Origin of the sequence: Micromonospora sp. CP22, from assembly GCF_009712475.1 — a bacterium.
In the GTDB taxonomy this organism is placed as follows: Bacteria; Actinomycetota; Actinomycetes; order Mycobacteriales; family Micromonosporaceae; genus Micromonospora.
The window spans coordinates 106,001-121,421 of sequence record NZ_VCJO01000012.1 but is presented as its reverse complement, the minus strand read 5'-3'; the positions used below and the strand labels follow the sequence as shown (position 1 = coordinate 121,421).

The 15,421-nt window shown below is 71.6% G+C and carries 10 protein-coding genes; 3 read left to right on the top strand and 7 right to left on the bottom strand.

Annotated features, from left to right (window positions below; all coding sequences use genetic code 11):
• Position 1 precedes the first annotated feature (1 nt).
• From FF096_RS19580 to grpE, 7 genes are read right to left on the bottom strand one after another with little or no spacing between them, the layout of a single operon-like run.
• Positions 2 to 244, bottom strand: coding sequence for a hypothetical protein (locus FF096_RS19580; RefSeq protein WP_155220556.1), 243 nt, complete (start codon positions 242 to 244; stop codon positions 2 to 4).
• The gene (locus tag FF096_RS19575) at positions 237 to 1,796 is read right to left on the bottom strand and encodes a hypothetical protein (protein ID WP_155220554.1); all 1,560 of its coding nucleotides are present in this window, start codon (positions 1,794 to 1,796) and stop codon (positions 237 to 239) included. The genes FF096_RS19580 and FF096_RS19575 overlap by 8 nt, the downstream gene beginning before the upstream one ends.
• Positions 1,797 to 1,798: 2 nt before the next feature.
• A complete protein-coding gene (locus FF096_RS19570; RefSeq protein ID WP_155220552.1) occupies positions 1,799 to 4,180 on the bottom strand; it encodes a GTPase-associated protein 1-related protein in 2,382 nt (793 codons plus the stop codon).
• Entirely contained in the window at positions 4,177 to 5,370 is a 1,194-nt protein-coding gene (locus FF096_RS19565; protein WP_230462770.1) for a hypothetical protein, read from the bottom strand. The genes FF096_RS19570 and FF096_RS19565 overlap by 4 nt, the downstream gene beginning before the upstream one ends.
• 1 nt (position 5,371) lies before the next feature.
• Entirely contained in the window at positions 5,372 to 8,032 is a 2,661-nt protein-coding gene (locus tag FF096_RS19560; protein ID WP_155220550.1) for a hypothetical protein, read from the bottom strand.
• A gap of 5 nt (positions 8,033 to 8,037) precedes the next feature.
• Entirely contained in the window at positions 8,038 to 9,705 is a 1,668-nt protein-coding gene (locus tag FF096_RS19555) for an Hsp70 family protein (RefSeq protein WP_155220548.1), read from the bottom strand.
• Positions 9,706 to 9,736: 31 nt separating this feature from the next.
• The gene (grpE, locus tag FF096_RS19550; RefSeq protein ID WP_155220546.1) at positions 9,737 to 10,492 is read right to left on the bottom strand and encodes a nucleotide exchange factor GrpE; all 756 of its coding nucleotides are present in this window, start codon (positions 10,490 to 10,492) and stop codon (positions 9,737 to 9,739) included.
• Between the two features lie 131 nt (positions 10,493 to 10,623).
• Here grpE and FF096_RS19545 point away from each other — a divergent pair, with 131 nt between their 5' ends.
• From FF096_RS19545 to FF096_RS19535, 3 genes are read left to right on the top strand one after another with little or no spacing between them, the layout of a single operon-like run.
• On the top strand, positions 10,624 to 12,159 hold the full coding sequence (locus FF096_RS19545; protein ID WP_155220544.1) for a VWA domain-containing protein: 1,536 nt from the start codon (positions 10,624 to 10,626) through the stop codon (positions 12,157 to 12,159).
• On the top strand, positions 12,156 to 13,451 hold the full coding sequence (locus tag FF096_RS19540; protein ID WP_155220542.1) for a hypothetical protein: 1,296 nt from the start codon (positions 12,156 to 12,158) through the stop codon (positions 13,449 to 13,451). The genes FF096_RS19545 and FF096_RS19540 overlap by 4 nt, the downstream gene beginning before the upstream one ends.
• On the top strand, positions 13,448 to 15,412 hold the full coding sequence (locus FF096_RS19535; RefSeq protein WP_155220540.1) for a caspase family protein: 1,965 nt from the start codon (positions 13,448 to 13,450) through the stop codon (positions 15,410 to 15,412). The genes FF096_RS19540 and FF096_RS19535 overlap by 4 nt, the downstream gene beginning before the upstream one ends.
• Positions 15,413 to 15,421 lie beyond the last annotated feature (9 nt).

The following is a 15,421-nucleotide window of genomic DNA, read 5'->3' as shown; positions in this document are numbered from 1 at the left end:
CTCAACCGCTCCGGCCGGACGTCGACGGCGTCTCCGGCGCGGGCGGCACCGGCTCGGCTGGGCCGCGCAGCGGCGTCAGGAAGTACGCGACGACCTGCCCGGCCTGCTGCCATGCGCCCCGGGCGAAGCCTGCCACGTGGGGCTCGGCCGGAGCGGCGACCAGGGCGGCCAGCAGCGCGCCGAGGATCACCAGACGAGCCGCACGGTGGCTGGGTGGCAGCTGTGCATTTCCCTGCTCAGTCAAGTTCGCTCCATTCCCTGCCGAGGATCCAGTTCGCCGGGCCGAAACCGCCGTCCGGACCGCTGTCCCGCCCGGAGACGAGGTAGAAGCGCACCTCGCGGAAGTCGCGTTCGGCGGACAGCACGAGGTTGCTGAGCCCGTTGTCCCGCAACCACGCCCGCACCCCGGCAGAATTCTTCGGACCGGCGGACATCTTTTTGAGCAGGTCCGCCTTGGACACCACCAGGGCGAGTCGTTTGCGGTCCGTGCGTACGCCGTACTCCTGCAATCTCTGCGCGGTCGCGTTGTAGGCGTCCTCCGGGTCGTGGCTCGCCGGGTTCGCCGCGGCGAAGATCTCGGGCGCACCACTCGCGAACTCCTCGCGTACCCGGCGCACCGAGAACGGATCGAGAACGTAGATCAGGGAACGTGCGTGATCCAGGTAGGCGAGCCGGGCGTTCTGTTCCCGGTCGACCAGGTTCTCGCCGGCCGCGTCGAAGAGATGCACCAGTGCCACCCGGGGACCACGGGCCAACCGGAGGGTGATGGCCACGGGTTGCCCGGACGCCTCGGTCTTGGCCGGCGACGCACCCTCGCGCATGAGGCGCGAGTACGTCTCGTGCCGCTGCCGGCTGTGCTCGTCGGCCAGGGACACCTCGACTCCCGCCTGCTTCGCGGCGAGTTCCAGCCCGGCCAGCGCCGACATGATGAGCTGCGTCTTGCCCGCCGACGCGGCACCGAACACCGGCAGCCGCACGTCGGTGACCACGCCGGCACCGGGCAGCAGCGGCTCCCCGCAACTCGGGCAGCACGCCTGCAACCGGCGGCTGAACGCGGCGCGCAGGACGGTGGTGGGCAGCAGGACGCCGCAGCCGCATCGTCGCCAGAGCACGCCGAGTCGCCCGGGGCGCAGATCCCGGTGCAGGTCCGTGTCGGCCAACCGGTGGCTCAGCGGATGCGGTCCCTGGCAGCGGTACGCCGGGACGGCGGCGAGCTGGTGGCAGTTGCGGCAGCTGGCGCGGGCGCCCAGCGCGAACTGCCAGCCCGCGTCCATTCCGCGCAGCAGCAGGACCACCAGGATGCCGACGAGCCAGACAACGATCGACACTCCGGCGGTGACCAGCCCGGCGCCCAGCACTCCGGCCACCACGCCCAACGTCGCTCCGACCTGCACGGCGAGAACCGGCAGGTAGAACGGCCACCAGAACCGCACCCGGTGCGCCCGGGCCCACTGACGGGGCCGGGCCCAGAGCTGACGCGTGATCAGCCAGACGCACCGCGCGAGCGCTTGCGCGTCGAGCAGCACCTGGGCGGCGAAGTACTGTGGCCAGGCCCGGTCCCATCGGACAAAGGCCGGTGCCACCCGGCCCGCCAGGGCGCCGCCGTGCACGTCGTCGGGTGTGCGTACCCGCACCCAGGTGGGACGGCCGACCAGAACGACAGCGGCGACCCCGAGCACCAGCACGATGCCCGCGGCCAGGCCGGTGATCGCGGTGAGGTTGGCCAACGGCAGGGCGACCAGGAACAGCAGGCTGACGCTGACGGTGAAGTGAAGGACGCGTCCGATGAGTCGCATGGTCACCGCCCCCGGAAGGGGTGGGCGAGGCGGTACACGCGACGTCGTTTGCCGCACTTGTCGGAGTACCTCTGCCAACCCTTGCGCCATGCCGGGTCGAGCTTCGCGAAGTGCAGACCGGCGCGTTCGAGCGCGCTGTCCGAGGCCCGGACCAACCAGTGCACGAGAGCCTGCTCGAGGCGCTTGACCTGCCGATCTTCCGGTGTACGCGAACTGGCCGTCAGGTAGTAGGTGAGCACGGCCGGTGCCTCACCCTCCTCGCTCGTCAAGGCGTGCACGAGTCGGTCGACGAAGGGAGCGGCCAGGGCCGAATGCCGGTCGAGCACCCGGTCGAGGTTGGCGAAGGCCACCACCCGGCTCAGCGCCACGACGACCGCGTCCTTCCGCATCTCGACCAGCCGTACGGGACAGTCGCGTAGCCGGCGGAGCAGCTCCGCCTTGCGACGGTCGTTGGGGCCACGGGCCAACTCGTCGATGATGTCGGTCAGCCTGGCGTCCTCGGCCAGTGCGGCGGCCACCCGGTCGCTGGGCGTCATCAGGTCACGGGCGACCAACTGGTGACACAGGTCGAACAGCCGCTGCTCCGCCGGGCCACGCGTCACCTCGTCGGCGACCGCCCGAAAGACCCGGCTGGGTAGGCGCGTGCCGTGTGGTGCCCAGTCGAGCAGCAGCTCCAGCTCCGCAGTCGTGGGCGAGGACTGGCTCCACAGTGCGCCTGCCAGCCAGGCGAAGCCACGCGGGTCGTCCCGGCTGTCGTTGAGGTACCGGCGGATGACCGGTTCACGCTCGTCACCGTGCCGTACCGCTGAGCCCAGCACCGCCTCAGCGAGCGGGGAGGACAGCGTCTTGACCGACGGCAACAGGCGTCGCCACCAGCCGTCGCCCACCTCCGCCCGCTCCTTCGCACCGCGTTGGGCGCGATCATCCAGCACGGTCAGGAGCTGACGTTCCAGCTGGTCGACGCAGGCCAGACCGGCGAGGCGGAAACGTCGGGGGTGGTCCGCCAGATACTCGACGAAGGTCTCGGCAGCCGGCGCGATGTCCGGCCATCGCAGATCCACGTCGAACCGGGTCGCCAGCCGCAGCAACGCCTCGAACCCTTCCGGCGACACGCCCGAGGTGAGCGCTTCGGTGAGCAGCTGGCGAACCTGGTCGTCGTGTTCAGGGTGCCACTCACCGGACGGCAGCGGGGGTAACCGACGGTCGGTCACCAGACCCCGTACGCGAGCCTCCTCCACCTCGCTGATGACGAGCGCGAGACGGACGTCGGCCGCCTTACCCGGCACCAGGCCGTCGCAGCCGACCTCGTCGAGCCGCACCAGCACCCGCTGCTCCCAACGTTCGGGCGTTTCGGCGAAGAGGTCGGCCACGTCGGCGCCGTACGCCTGGCGCATCCCTTCCGACCCGGTGCGTAGCCAGTCCACGATGGCCTCGGCGTGCTGCGGTTCCGGGAGGCGGTGCAGGATCGCGGCCAGTCCGAGCGCGGCAGCCTCCTCCTCGGCCAGCCCGGACGCGGTGGCGACGCCCAACGCGTCGACCACGTCTCGTGGATTCTCGGTGAGGAAGAGGTCGACCCACCGCCGGGCGGCCGTGTTCGGCTCGACCGGGGTGTGCCGGTGGTGGCGCAGGTCGAAAACGGCGTACCCGAGGGCGTTGTCGATCCGGCCGGCCTGACCCGCGAACTCCGGCAGGACCGCGAGGACGGGCAGCGCCGACCGCGCCGGGTCGGTTGAAAAAATCTTGAAGCCGAGCTCCAGCGCCCGCTCACGGGGCAGCAGGAGAGTACCGGCGACCAGCCATGCCACGATCGAGTCCATGTCGTCGCCGACAAAGAGGACCCGTGCTCGCCCGGGGCGGCCGGCCTCGGCGAGCGCCGAGACCAGCGCCAGCAACGTATCCCGGCCGTGCGGCTGGTCGAGGACGAAGGTCTGCGCGCGGAGCGGGGAGTAGCCGGTGCCCGTCCCTTCGCCGAGCCGTATCGGTTCGGATCGGGTGGTGGGTGCCGCCTCGGTCGACCAGAACCCGGCCCGGAACAGCTGCGCCGGTCGCAGGTCGCCGTAGGTGGCCGGATCGGTGGTGACGATGGCGTGGGTGAGCTGGTTGCCCTCCCGGGTGCCGTTCGCCTCTCGGCCGAGGTAGAGCCCGGCGGCGGTGACGAGAAGCCCGTCGGAGCTGATGTGCGCGAACGAGGGGGGGTACTGGTCGACCGGTCGCCGGTCGGCCATCCATCGTGACGGCGGCTCGTAGAGCAGGTGATTGCGGACCAGACCCTCCGCTGCCGCCGCGGATTCCGTCGACCGCGCCTGGAACTGGAGGCCGGCATTGCCCTTGAGCCCCTGACCCGGTCGGCAGTCGGTGTAGATGAGCGTCTCGAAGTGGCTCATCGTGCCGCCTGGCGACGTGGCACCACGTTGAACTCGCTCAGCAGCCAGAGCAGCGGCTCGTCCACCCGGAACGGTCGAACTCCGCGGACGTCCACCCGGTTGTTGTCGTAGTCCGGTTCGGAACCGAGGGCGGAGACGGCGAAGTAGCGGAACTTCCGGTAGTGGTGGGTGAGGTGGGTGTCGATGTCGTCCGCGCCCCAATCGTGCAGCAGTGCTCGGACGTGTTCATGGGTTTCCCGGCCGGCCTGCTCGTCGTAGTACGGCCCCGGCTCCGGACGACGGACCAGGGCATGGTCGGCGCCGAGCACTTCGAAGAACGCGTCGATCTTCGCGAAGGCGACGGCCACCGGAATGGGGATGTTCTTGCGGCCACCGAGACGGTGACTGATCCGCAGGTTCTCGGTCACCCGGTTGACCACGTCGATGGTGTTGGCGTGCTTGTCGATCGCGGACTCCGGCACCCGGATCTGATCCCGCGCCTGCGGGATCATGAAGGGGTCGAGCAGCAGGATGAGCGCGTCGGCCGCGCCGAGATAGCCGAGATTGTCGACGGTCTCCTGGTCGAGCAGATCCTCACCGGCGGTGTCGAAGAAGGACAGGAAAGTGGTGTCGTAGCCGGTGATCCGGCGGTTCTGGCGCCACGCGAACACGATCGGCTCGCGTCGTCCGTTCACCGCCTGGTTGGTCCGCTGGTACAGGCCGCCCTCGGGAAACAGTTCGCCCGCCGGGTCGAGGAAGTCGATGCCACCCCCGGTCTCCTGCTGGAACTGCCGGTCACCGGCGAGCCGCACATCGGCGTTGAACCGCTGGCCCATGCCCCGGCGGAGCTGATGCGCCAACACCTTGAGGTACACGCTCTTGCCGGTGTGCCGGGCGCCGGCCATGGCGATCAGTGGACTGCGCCCCTCACCGAACGCCGCCGGCAACCTGGTGTGGCAGTTCGGGCAGACCTTGACCGCGGACTCGGTCTCGCAGTGGGGGCAGGGCGCGGAGTGCACCGGCCGTAGGGCGCGTCGCGGCCCGGCGAACGACGGCAGCACGAGTTGCTTGTCCTGGAACTCCCGGTCCCGGGCCTCGTCCCACTGGGGCTTGCAGGGCTCCTTTCCCGGCGACCGCCGTCCCGTGCACCGGAACCACGGTCTGCGGGGGTCGATCTTCCCGTAGCAGTACGGGCAGGAGTGGGTCGTCATGTCAGGGCACCTTCATCTCGTCGATCGGGTCGGCAACCCGCGCTCCGGCCGGTCGGATCACGAAACAGCGCAGCCAGTACGGCTTGTCGATGCCGGTGGGCAGGGTGAACGACAGCTGCCACGGCGCGTCCGGGCGCAGCGAGAGCCCGGTGACCCGGCGCACCACGCGGCCCCGTTCCGGTCGAGCCGGCATCGCCAGCCCCGGCGCGGCCACCAGGAGCAGTTCCACACCGTCACACGGCTGGTCGACCTCGACGGTCAGCAACCGTTTGCGACTGAACAGGCCACCCTCCCGTCGGATGCGGTAGCCGAACGCGACGGGCAGCCCGTCCACCGACACCGTCTCCGCGACGGAGTAGGTCTCCCCGCCGGCACCACGTTCCACGGTCCGCACCGACACCCGACCTCCGACCGCGTCCACGCGCAGCCGGCAACCGGATTCGGTGAACTGTCCCCGGGTCACCCGCCGTACGGTCGGCGCGCCGCGCGGTGGCGTGAACGTGACTTCGGCCAGGTTGACCGCGGGCGGCCACACCCAGGCCACGTCCACCTCGTCGCCGGTGCGACGGGCGACGAGCTGCCGGACCGGCTCGGTCACCCCCAGCAGGAGCGGTTCACCCACCACCGCCATGTCCGTGGACCGTTCGATGGTGAACGGGACGTACACGAATCGGCCGCTGGGCACGGTCACCTCGAGGAGGGTCTCCCCGTCCTGCACGATGCGGTCGCTGATCAGCGTCTCGCCGTAACCTTCCATCTCGTCCAGGCGGATCCGGCTGCCCGTGGCCCACGTCGGCCGCAACTCCGACCGGCGGATCGACACCGTGCCAGTGGCCGGGGTGAGCCAGGCCAGGTGTGCCGTCGCGGTGTTCGCGTCATGGGCGGTGACGTGTGCCCGCAGCCGTTCCACGTACGGCGGTGGCGCGTCGCGCAGGGCTGCGTGGGCCACCACCAGCGGCGCGTGCACCTCGGCACCGTGCTCGTCCCGGTAGATCGCGACGATGCCGTAGTAGCGGTCGGTGCTTCCGTCCCCGGTGTCGTCGGAGAACCCGGTGCGGCTGGCCTTCACCGGATCCCCGTCCGCTTCGGTCACCGGGGGGCGGGCCAGCGTGCGGCGCACCCGGATGTCCACCACGGCGTGGTGCGCCCGCCAGGAGCAGGAGAGCTCGGTCGGCCGGACCGACATCCGCACGGCGGACACCGGGGGCACGATGCGGGTCTCGACCGTGGCGGGACGCGACCAGTCCCCGCCGTAGCTGGCGAAGACGCCGTAGTGCAGCGGTCGAGCCGGTGGCGCGGCCGGGTCGGTCGCCTCCGTCGCCGTACCCTCGACGACAGTTTCGCCGTCGGTGGCCGACCGGGGCGGCCGGTCGGATCGGAGCACCCGGTAGCTCACCTCGGTGCTCTGCCCCGCCGGCGGCGTCCAGGTGAGCCGGACACCGGTCTCCGCCGGCCGCACCGTCACCTCACGCGGGGGCGGCGGTGGAAGCGCGACGAGGCGTCCGGCGAGATCCTCGTCGTCCGCCGCGATCCGGAGGGCGGCACGAAGATGCCGGGCCGCCTCCTCCTCGCGCTCCGCGTGGACCGCCTCGTCGGCGGCCTGCCGCAGCGACTCGGCCTCGGCGAGCAGAGTCTCGATCTGGCCACGCAACTCGTCCCGCTCCGGCGCGTCGGCGGGGAGCAGCGCGAGGGCCTGCCGGGCGGCGTGCAGTTGCCCGTCGGCGACCAGATCACGAATCCGGTCCGCCGGGTCGCTCTCCCGGTCGGTGTCCAGTGGCAGGTTCGCCACCACGGACCGGGCGTCGGACTGGTCCAGCCCGGCGTCGGTGGCGATCCGGACCAGCATTCCGTCGGCGAGACCTCTGGTCCGCCCCGATCGCAGCCGCTCGACAAGCTGGAACAGCGCGACCGTGCCCAGGTCCACGCCCGCGTCGGTGGCACGTTGCAGCAGGCCGAGGGCCTCTTTGCGATGCCGCACGGCGGTCGAGTCCGCGAGGCGGTGCGCCTCCTCCGCCTGGGCCCGTACGGTGGCCGCGTCGAGCGGCACCGCGTCCGGGCCGAACAGCCGGAACGGGGCGCTGTCGGGGTGGACCACCTGGACGAGGGTGGGTACGCCGAGCAGGTCCTGAAGCCGGAGCAGCGACCGGTAGCCGGTGCGTTCCATGCCCGGCTCGGACGGCAGTTCCAGGGGATCGGCCACGGTCAGGCCGGCCCGCCGGACCGCGTCGTCGATCTGGTCGGCGTTCAGCCCCGGCCAGTGTCCGGCGATCTCCTTGAGCTGAGCCTGGCTGATCCGCCCGAGCGCACCGTACGCCTGCGCCAGGTCCCGGGCGAGCCGCTCGGACTCCGCACGGGCACCCCGGCCGTGCTCCTCGATCCGCTGCCGCCACCACGACGGATCGAACATGTCCTCGCCGTGCTCGGCGCGTAGCTGCTCGTCCCGGTTGAACAGCCGCGCGCAGACCCGGGCAGCGGAGTCGACGCCGCTCGACCGCTGGTTCCACAGCCGACGAACCGCCGTCAGATGTTCCCGTAGCTGGGCTGCGGACATCTCCGGCGTGACCGCGTAGTGCCGGGCGAGATCGGTGGCCGACAGGCCGTCCGGCCGGTCGCGCAGCGGACCGATCACGTCGCGAAGGTACGCGCGCTGATCGAATGCCATGATCGTCAGCCCCGGACCGTGATCCCGGCGACAACCTCCCGGGCCTGCTCGACCTCCTCCTCGCTGAGCACGCTGACCCGCACCTCGATGACGAGGTCCTTGCCGCTGCTCGGCTCGACGGCGCGCAGGGTGAGCTCACCGCCGTCGCTGACGTCCATGGTGATGTGGATCGGTGACTGTCGGGGCAGCGGCGGCAGACCGGTGATCAGCCCGTTGCCCTTGTCCACCGGCTTGTTGGCCGACAGCTCCGGGCTCTCCGCGGCCCCGGCCTGCTCGTAGATCTCGATCTCGACGGAGGTCTGTCCCTCCACCACGGTCTGTGCGGTGAACTCACGGTGGATCGCCAACGCCTCGTTCGCATGCACCAGGTGCTCCACGAACAACCGCGGCGGTTGGGTCTCCCAGTCCGGAAACGAGGTGTCCCGCAGCTTCACCCCGAAGGACTTCGGCAGGACGGTGACGATCCGCTTGTTCGCGCTGGCCTGCAACGCCTCCTCGTCCAGCCCGATGGCCAGGGCGATGGCCTCGGCCTGCTCCTGCCGTTGCTCCTGGGTGGGGCCCGCACCCTCGCCGTCCCAGGCCCAGAGGGCACGGTTCAGCGCGTAGCGGGCGGCGCCCTTGGCCACCGCCATGTCGGGATCGTGCAGCCGTGGCGTCCACCCCCACCTCTCGGTCAACCGCCGTGCCACCGCCGGCATCTTGCTGGAACCGCCGACCAGCAGCACCTCGTCGATGGCGGCGGCCGAGTCGTCCGTCCCCAGCTTCTGGCCGAGCGTGTGCAGGGTGCGTCCGGTGTATTCGATGGTCCGGTCGAGCAGGTCCGCGGTGATCTCCTCGAACGTCTCTCGGGTGACCTCCACCGATGCGGCCGCGCCCGCGTACCGCATCGGCACCTTGCGCGAGTTCACCACCGAAAGCTGCTGCTTGACCTCCTCGGCGGTCAGCGCGAGATCCTGCATGAACTCATCGTCGAGCGTCGGATCCTCGGCCGGTTCGGCGCGGGCCACGAATTCGTCGACCAGGTACTGGACGAGCCGGGCGTCCCAGTCGGCACCACCGAGCTTCTGATCGCCGTCGGTGCAGAGCACCTCGACGGTGTCCGGGTCGATCCGGATGACCGTGGTGTCGAAGGTGCCGCCGCCGAGGTCGTAGACGAGCACCGTTCGGCTGGCTTCACCGCCCACCTCGTACTGAAGGGCGGCGGCGACCGGCTCCGGCACCACCTCGACCACGTCCAACCCGGCGATCCGGCCGGCCTTGCGGGTGGCGTCCCGTTCCAACAGGCCGAAGTACGCCGGCACGGTGATCACCACTTTGCTGACCGGGCGTTGGGTGTAGTACTCGGCGTCCTGCGCCAGCTGCTTGAGGATCAGCGCAGAGATCGACTCAGGGGTGTACGGCGTCCCGTCGAACTCCCACTGCGCCTCCTTGCCCATGCTCCGCTTGACCCGCTCCACGACCCGGGACGGGTACAGCCGGGACACGTTCTTGGCCGCCTTGCCGACCACCACCTCACCGGTGTCCTGCTCGAAGTAGACGACCGACGGGGTGATCTCGTCGTTGGTGATGACGTTGCGGACGACAGCGGGCCGTCCGGCCTCGTCGATGTACGACACGACCGAGTACGTGGTACCCAGGTCGATGCCGAAGAAGGTCAGGTTCTCGTCGGACATCGTGCTCCTGTCCCGCCGATCTGGTCGGCTGTCACGGGGTGGGTGTGGGTTGCGGGCCGGTCTCCGGCGGTGATGCGGGTTCGACCGCGGTGGGCTCCGGGTCGGCCGTCCAGCGGTGGACCCGGACTGCGGCGGGCACGACGGTGCGTCCCGCCTCGACGTCGTGGTAGCCGTCCAGGACGACGTCGGCGACGGTGCCGTCCTGGCCCGGGTCGTCCGCGATCACGGTCCCGGTGGCGCGCTGGCGCGACGGGTCGAAGGTCGCCCCGACCGTGGGGGACAGCACGGTGATGCCGCCTCTCTCCAGGGTCAGTTCGAGGTTGGCGGCGTAACTGCGCAACATGTCCGCGGCAGCCGCGACGTCGAAGGTCGGGGGTAGCCCGGCGGCGGTGCGAAGCAGATCGTGGCGCAGCCGTTGCAGGTCGGTCAGGAGGGGGCGCAGCAGCAGCCGCCGCTCACCGGCCCGCAACCGTTGGTTGTCCTCGTGTAGACGGTCGATGACCTGTTCACGGGCCTTCGCCCGATCCTGGCTCCGGGCGAGCTCGACGCGCAGGGCCGCGAGTTCCCCGCCGAGCCGGTCCGCCACGTCGGCCAGCTCGTCGCCGAGTCGTTCGACCAGGCCGGTCAGCCCGTCGTCGTGCCGCTCCACCGAGTCCGGCGGGCCGTCGACCGCCGTCTCCTCCGATCGCGTCGGGTCGCCCGTCGTCTGTTCCGGCGGCGCCTCGGTCGCTCGACCTGCCGGGTCGGCAGGGGTCCCCTCCTCGGGACTGTCCGCTACGTCGTGCACCGTCGCTCCCTCCCCTGATCCCATCCGGCCGCCGCACTGGGCGTCTCGGTCTTCCCCTGACGGACGGCTCCGGTGCGCGGTCAGCCGTCCGTCAGGGACATACGACGGTCGACAGGGGGAGGACGATCAGCATGGATCGGCGTACGGTGGCGGCCGTTGCGGCGGCCCTCACGGCGGTGGTGGCGGCGTGCCTGCCGGGCCTGCCCGCGGCGGGGGCGTCGGCGGACAGGGACGAGGTGTACGCGGCGCTCGGTGTCAACCAGGTGGCAGCCGACTATGTGGTGCTGGTCGACGTGTCCGGGTCGATGCGTAACGGCGGGCGGTACGAGCAGGTGAAGCGGGGACTGCGGACGTTCCTGGCCGCCCTCGCCCCGGATGACCGGGTCGCTCTGGTCACCTTCGCCGACTCGACCCGGGTGGTCCACGACGGTCCTGCCGGTCGCGCTCCGGACCAGTTGGTGGCGAAGCTACCGCGCACCGCGACCGGACGGTACACCGACATCGGTGCGGCCATCGAGACCAGCCTGCGGCTGCTGCGCGCCGACCGGGCGGCACCGATCGCCACCGTTCTGCTGCTCACCGACGGGCGGCACGACCCACCTGCCGGCAGCGCCTATCCATTCGAGCAGGGCTACTCCTGGAACCAGTTGGTCCGGACCGCCCGGTCGTTGCGGAAGACCTCGCTGAACGCGTACGCGGTGCCGCTCTCCGGATCGACGGGAGCGCCGCTGCTCGCCCGCGTCTACCCCGATGCCCGGGTTCTCAAGCGCACGTCCATCGATCGGCTCGGCAGCCAGTTGGAACAGCCGAAGAGCGCGGCTCGGGCAGCGAAGGCGCGCGGTCTCCTCGGCGACGACGTGTCCCGAGGAGTGCGGGTGAGTTGGCCTGCCGAGTTCGGGGGGATCGGGGCCGGCCGGAGTCAGGTGGAGGTCCGGCTCACCTCGACCACGACGACGATCCCACTGGTCGTCGACCGCCTTGTCGTCCGCAGCGATCGGCCGCAGGTACGGACGTCGGTCCCGTCCGGTGCGGTGGAACTGCCCGCCGGAGGCACCGTGACTGTTCCGATCACGGTCGAGTGGGATGCCGGCCCACGGCGGACGGCGCCGCTGGCCCGGGTCACCGAGGACGTGACGTTCACTCTTGAGGGAGAAGTCGGCTCCCCGTGGGCCGGGGTGCTGACCGGTGAACTGGGGTTGGACTTCGTGCCCCGCCTGGAGGACGCGTCGACCCCGGGCACCCTGTCCGCCCAGCGCGGCAGCATCGGCTGGTGGTTGCTGGGGGCGGCTCTGGTGGCTGCGCTGGTCGCCGCCGGGTGGTGGGCGCGGAAGCGGCGGCTGTACCCGCCGCCCACCGGTACGGTGCGCCTGTGCGATGCCGGGGGCGACGAACACGACCTGGTGCTGACCGGCCGGCGGACCGCGATCACCGCGGACTCGACCGGGCTACCCGGCTACGGCGAGGTGACCGCGCGCCGGGCATCGCTGCGCGCGTCGGAGGTTCGTCTGGTCATCGGCTATTCCCGGGACGGCACGGTGGCCGCCCGCGAGGTCGGTGAGTGCGAACTAGGGAAGTCCGTTGAACTGGGTGGCGTCACCTTCACGTGGCGCACCGCGACCCCTGGGCGGGCCGGCCTGGTCGGGGGCTTCTCCAGGTCGTCGCGATGACGGATCCGGTCGGGGCGGGGGTGCGGCCGCTGAACGACGCCGATCTGCTCGCTCACGGTGAACTCGTCGCGGCCAGCGGCCGGTGTCCGGGGGAGGACGGCCCGACCGAGCCGATCCACGTACGCTGCGGGCGGCCCCTGTTCTATCCGGTGCCCGCCCGGGACCTCCCGGTGCACCTGCGTCGCCGCGCCGCCGCCACCGGAAGTCGATATGTCGGTGCGCTGTTCGCCTTCGACCTGGACACCCTGCCCCGGCGGAAGCGGTACGCAGCCGCCCGGTTCGTGGTGACCCTCGCCGACTCGGCGGCGTTGGCGATCCGGCTCGACGGTGACGGCGGCGCCCTGGGGCTGAGCTGGTCGCCGGGGTCCGTCGAGGCGAGCTCCACGACGGCGCTACACGCCGTTGCGGCATCCCGGTCCCGGCCGGGTTGGCTGGGCCGGCTGGCCAGCCGATCGGGCGCGGCCCGCGCCCACGTCTTCGGCATCCAGCGCAACGAGTTCGGCTGGGTGTACGAGGATCCGCGGGGCACGTCGCTGGTGCCTCGGGCGCACGGCACGCACGCGCTGCTGGAGCTGCCGTCCCGCGCGACCGGGGTGGCCGGCACCCTGGATGTGCGGGTACGCGTGGCGGGCGGCCACGATCGGTACAGCGCGGGACTGCGTGAGTCGGTGCGGTTCGACGAACCACTCGGACCTGGCGTGGCGGTGGACGGCGCGGCGGTGCGACTCTGCATGGCCGTCGACGTCGCCGGCTACAGCAGGCGGGGCACCGTCGGCACCGAGCGGATCCAGCGCGACCTGGTCGACCTGCTGTCCCGGGTACGGCGTGGGGCAGGCATCCCGGACTCCGCCGTCGAACCGCAGCCGCAGGGTGATGGACAGTTCACCGTGCTGCCGGCCGGGATCGACGAGTCCTCGGTGATTCCTCGGCTGGTCGGCGGGCTGGGCCGGCAACTGCGCGCGCTCAACGCCGGCCGGTCGGCGGCGGAACGACTTCGGCTGCGGCTGGCGCTGCATCGAGGGCTGGTCAAGCCGGCGGCGAACGGCTGGGTGGGGCCGTCGGCGATCGCGGTGCACCGGATCCTCGACAGCACGCCGCTGCGGGAGGCGCTGGCCGCGCATCCGGCTGCGCACTTCGTCCTCGGCCTTCCCGATGTGCTGTTCCAGGACGTCATCCGGGACGCCGCCGAGCCGCCGCTGCCGGCGGACTTCACCTCCGTCACCGTCGAGTTGCCCGCGAAGGACTTCCTTGAGCACGCCTGGCTGCACATCGGCCCCGAGGAGACGGCATGAGCACCTTGTACGCCCTGCTGGTCGGCATCGACAAGTATCGAGCATCGGCGGTGCCCGACCTGGCCGGGTGCCGGACCGACGTGGTCGAGGCGCGGGCTTTCCTGGAGAGCCGCCTGGCGCCTGGGGTCACCCTCGCGCCGCTGTCGCTGCACGACGGTCAGGCGACCCGAGCGGCGGTGGCGGAGGCATTCCGATCACACCTCGGGCAGGCCGGTCCGGCGGACACCGCGTTGTTCTGGTTCAGCGGCCACGGCTCCGAGGCACCCGCCCCGGACTGGTGGCACGTGGAACCGACTGGCATGCTGCAAACGCTGGTCTGCGTGGACAGCCGGGCCGGTGGGGTGCCTGACCTGCTCGACAAGGAACTGTCCGTCCTGCTCGACGAGGTGGCCCGGCGAGCCGGACACGTGGCGGTGGTCCTTGACTGCTGCCACTCGGCGAGCGGCACGCGGGACCTGCCGGGCACCGGTGCCCGGATGGTGGCTCCGCTGGCCGCCGCACCAGCGCGGGAGTTGCTCCTGCCGGAGCTGGTGACCGCGCTGCCTGGAGCACCGCCGGCCCCGGAGCATGTCGCGCTGGCCGCCTGCCGCTCCGACGAGCTGGCCCAGGAAATGGACCTGGGTGGCCGGCGGCGGGGGCTCTTCAGCTGGGCGTTGCTGCGGGCCCTGGCTCGGCTCGGGCCGGCGGCGACCTACCGGGACCTGCTGATCGCCGCGCAGACCGAGGTGGAGCAGACCATTGTCGGCCAGGTCCCGCAGTTGACTCCGGCTGCCCGGGGCGTCGCCGACCGCCCCTTCCTCGGCGGGTGTCTGGCACCACCCGCCGCCGGCCTGGTGCTGCGGTATGCCCAGCACGGCTGGGAGGTCAACGTCGGCAGCTGCCACGGCCTGGTCGGCGATGCCCCGCCGGGCGAGGTCCGGATGGCGGCGGTGGGTGAGCCGTCGGTACGGGAGGTCGAAGTGATCCAGGTGCTGCCAGAGCGGAGTCTGGTCACACCGCTCGGCTGGCAGCCCGCACTGGACCGCCAGTACCGACTGGTGCTCAGCCGGGTACCGCTGCCGCCCACCACCGTCGCGGTGGGGGAGCAGGACGAGGACCGCGCGACCGTGGAGACGGTGCTCGCCGCGCTACGGACCGCCGGTCCGCGAGGGGCGCCCTCGCCGCACCTGCGCCCGATCGATCCGGCGCCCGGCGGCTCGGTGCCGGAGCTGCGGCTGCACGTTCCGCGTCGCGGGGTGGCCGTCGTGTTGGATCGGCACGGCACCCGGCTGACCGGGGAGCTGACCGACGTCGACCGGGACGGGGCGCGGCAGACGGTCCAGGTCCTGGAGCACATCGCCCGGTGGCGCCAGATCCGCGAGCTGAACAATCCGGTCACCGACCTGGCCGGCGCGGTGACGGTGGAGGTGGTGGCGGCGTGGCCGGGGGAGGACCGCACGCCGTTGGACCGGCCGCCGCTGGACACCGACGCCGATGGCGTGGTGCGGCTGCGCTACGAACGGGCAGCGGGCGGGTGGACACCCCCGACCGTCTTCGTCCGGCTGCACAACCGGGCAAACCGGAGGCTCTTCTGCGTTCTGCTGGATCTGACCGATCGGTTCCGGGTGCACGCCGAGCTGTTTCCGGGGGACTTCGTCGCTCCGGGAGGACGGACCGCCGCCCTGCGGGGACGCCGGATCGTCGCCGCCCTGCCGTCTGGCGCGGTTGTCGCGCCGGGGGCTCGGGCCCGGGACTGGCTCAAACTGGTGGTGGCCGAGGAACAGTTCAGCCCCGAACCCTTCGAGATGCCGGCGCTGGGCACGCCGCGAGGGTTGGACCGCGGGCCGTTGGCGGTGCGCGGATTCCTCAGCCGCATCGGACGTGCCGTGCAGAACCGTGACCTGGTGGCCTCCGCTGAGGACGGCGCGTACGACTGGACGGCGGTCACCATCCCGCTGGAGGTCGAGGTGCCACCGGACTGAGCGGACGGG

Bases quoted from the DNA above. Each gene is read 5' to 3' on its own strand.
- FF096_RS19555 (WP_155220548.1), bottom strand. From the start codon at position 9,705: ATGTCCGACGAGAACCTGACCTTCTTCGGCATCGACCTGGGTACCACG.
- FF096_RS19560 (WP_155220550.1), bottom strand. From the start codon at position 8,032: ATGGCATTCGATCAGCGCGCGTACCTTCGCGACGTGATCGGTCCGCTG.
- FF096_RS19570 (WP_155220552.1), bottom strand. From the start codon at position 4,180: ATGAGCCACTTCGAGACGCTCATCTACACCGACTGCCGACCGGGTCAG.
- FF096_RS19565 (WP_230462770.1), bottom strand. From the start codon at position 5,370: ATGACGACCCACTCCTGCCCGTACTGCTACGGGAAGATCGACCCCCGC.
- FF096_RS19540 (WP_155220542.1), top strand. From the start codon at position 12,156: ATGACGGATCCGGTCGGGGCGGGGGTGCGGCCGCTGAACGACGCCGAT.
- FF096_RS19575 (WP_155220554.1), bottom strand. From the start codon at position 1,796: ATGCGACTCATCGGACGCGTCCTTCACTTCACCGTCAGCGTCAGCCTG.
- FF096_RS19535 (WP_155220540.1), top strand. From the start codon at position 13,448: ATGAGCACCTTGTACGCCCTGCTGGTCGGCATCGACAAGTATCGAGCA.
- FF096_RS19545 (WP_155220544.1), top strand. From the start codon at position 10,624: ATGGATCGGCGTACGGTGGCGGCCGTTGCGGCGGCCCTCACGGCGGTG.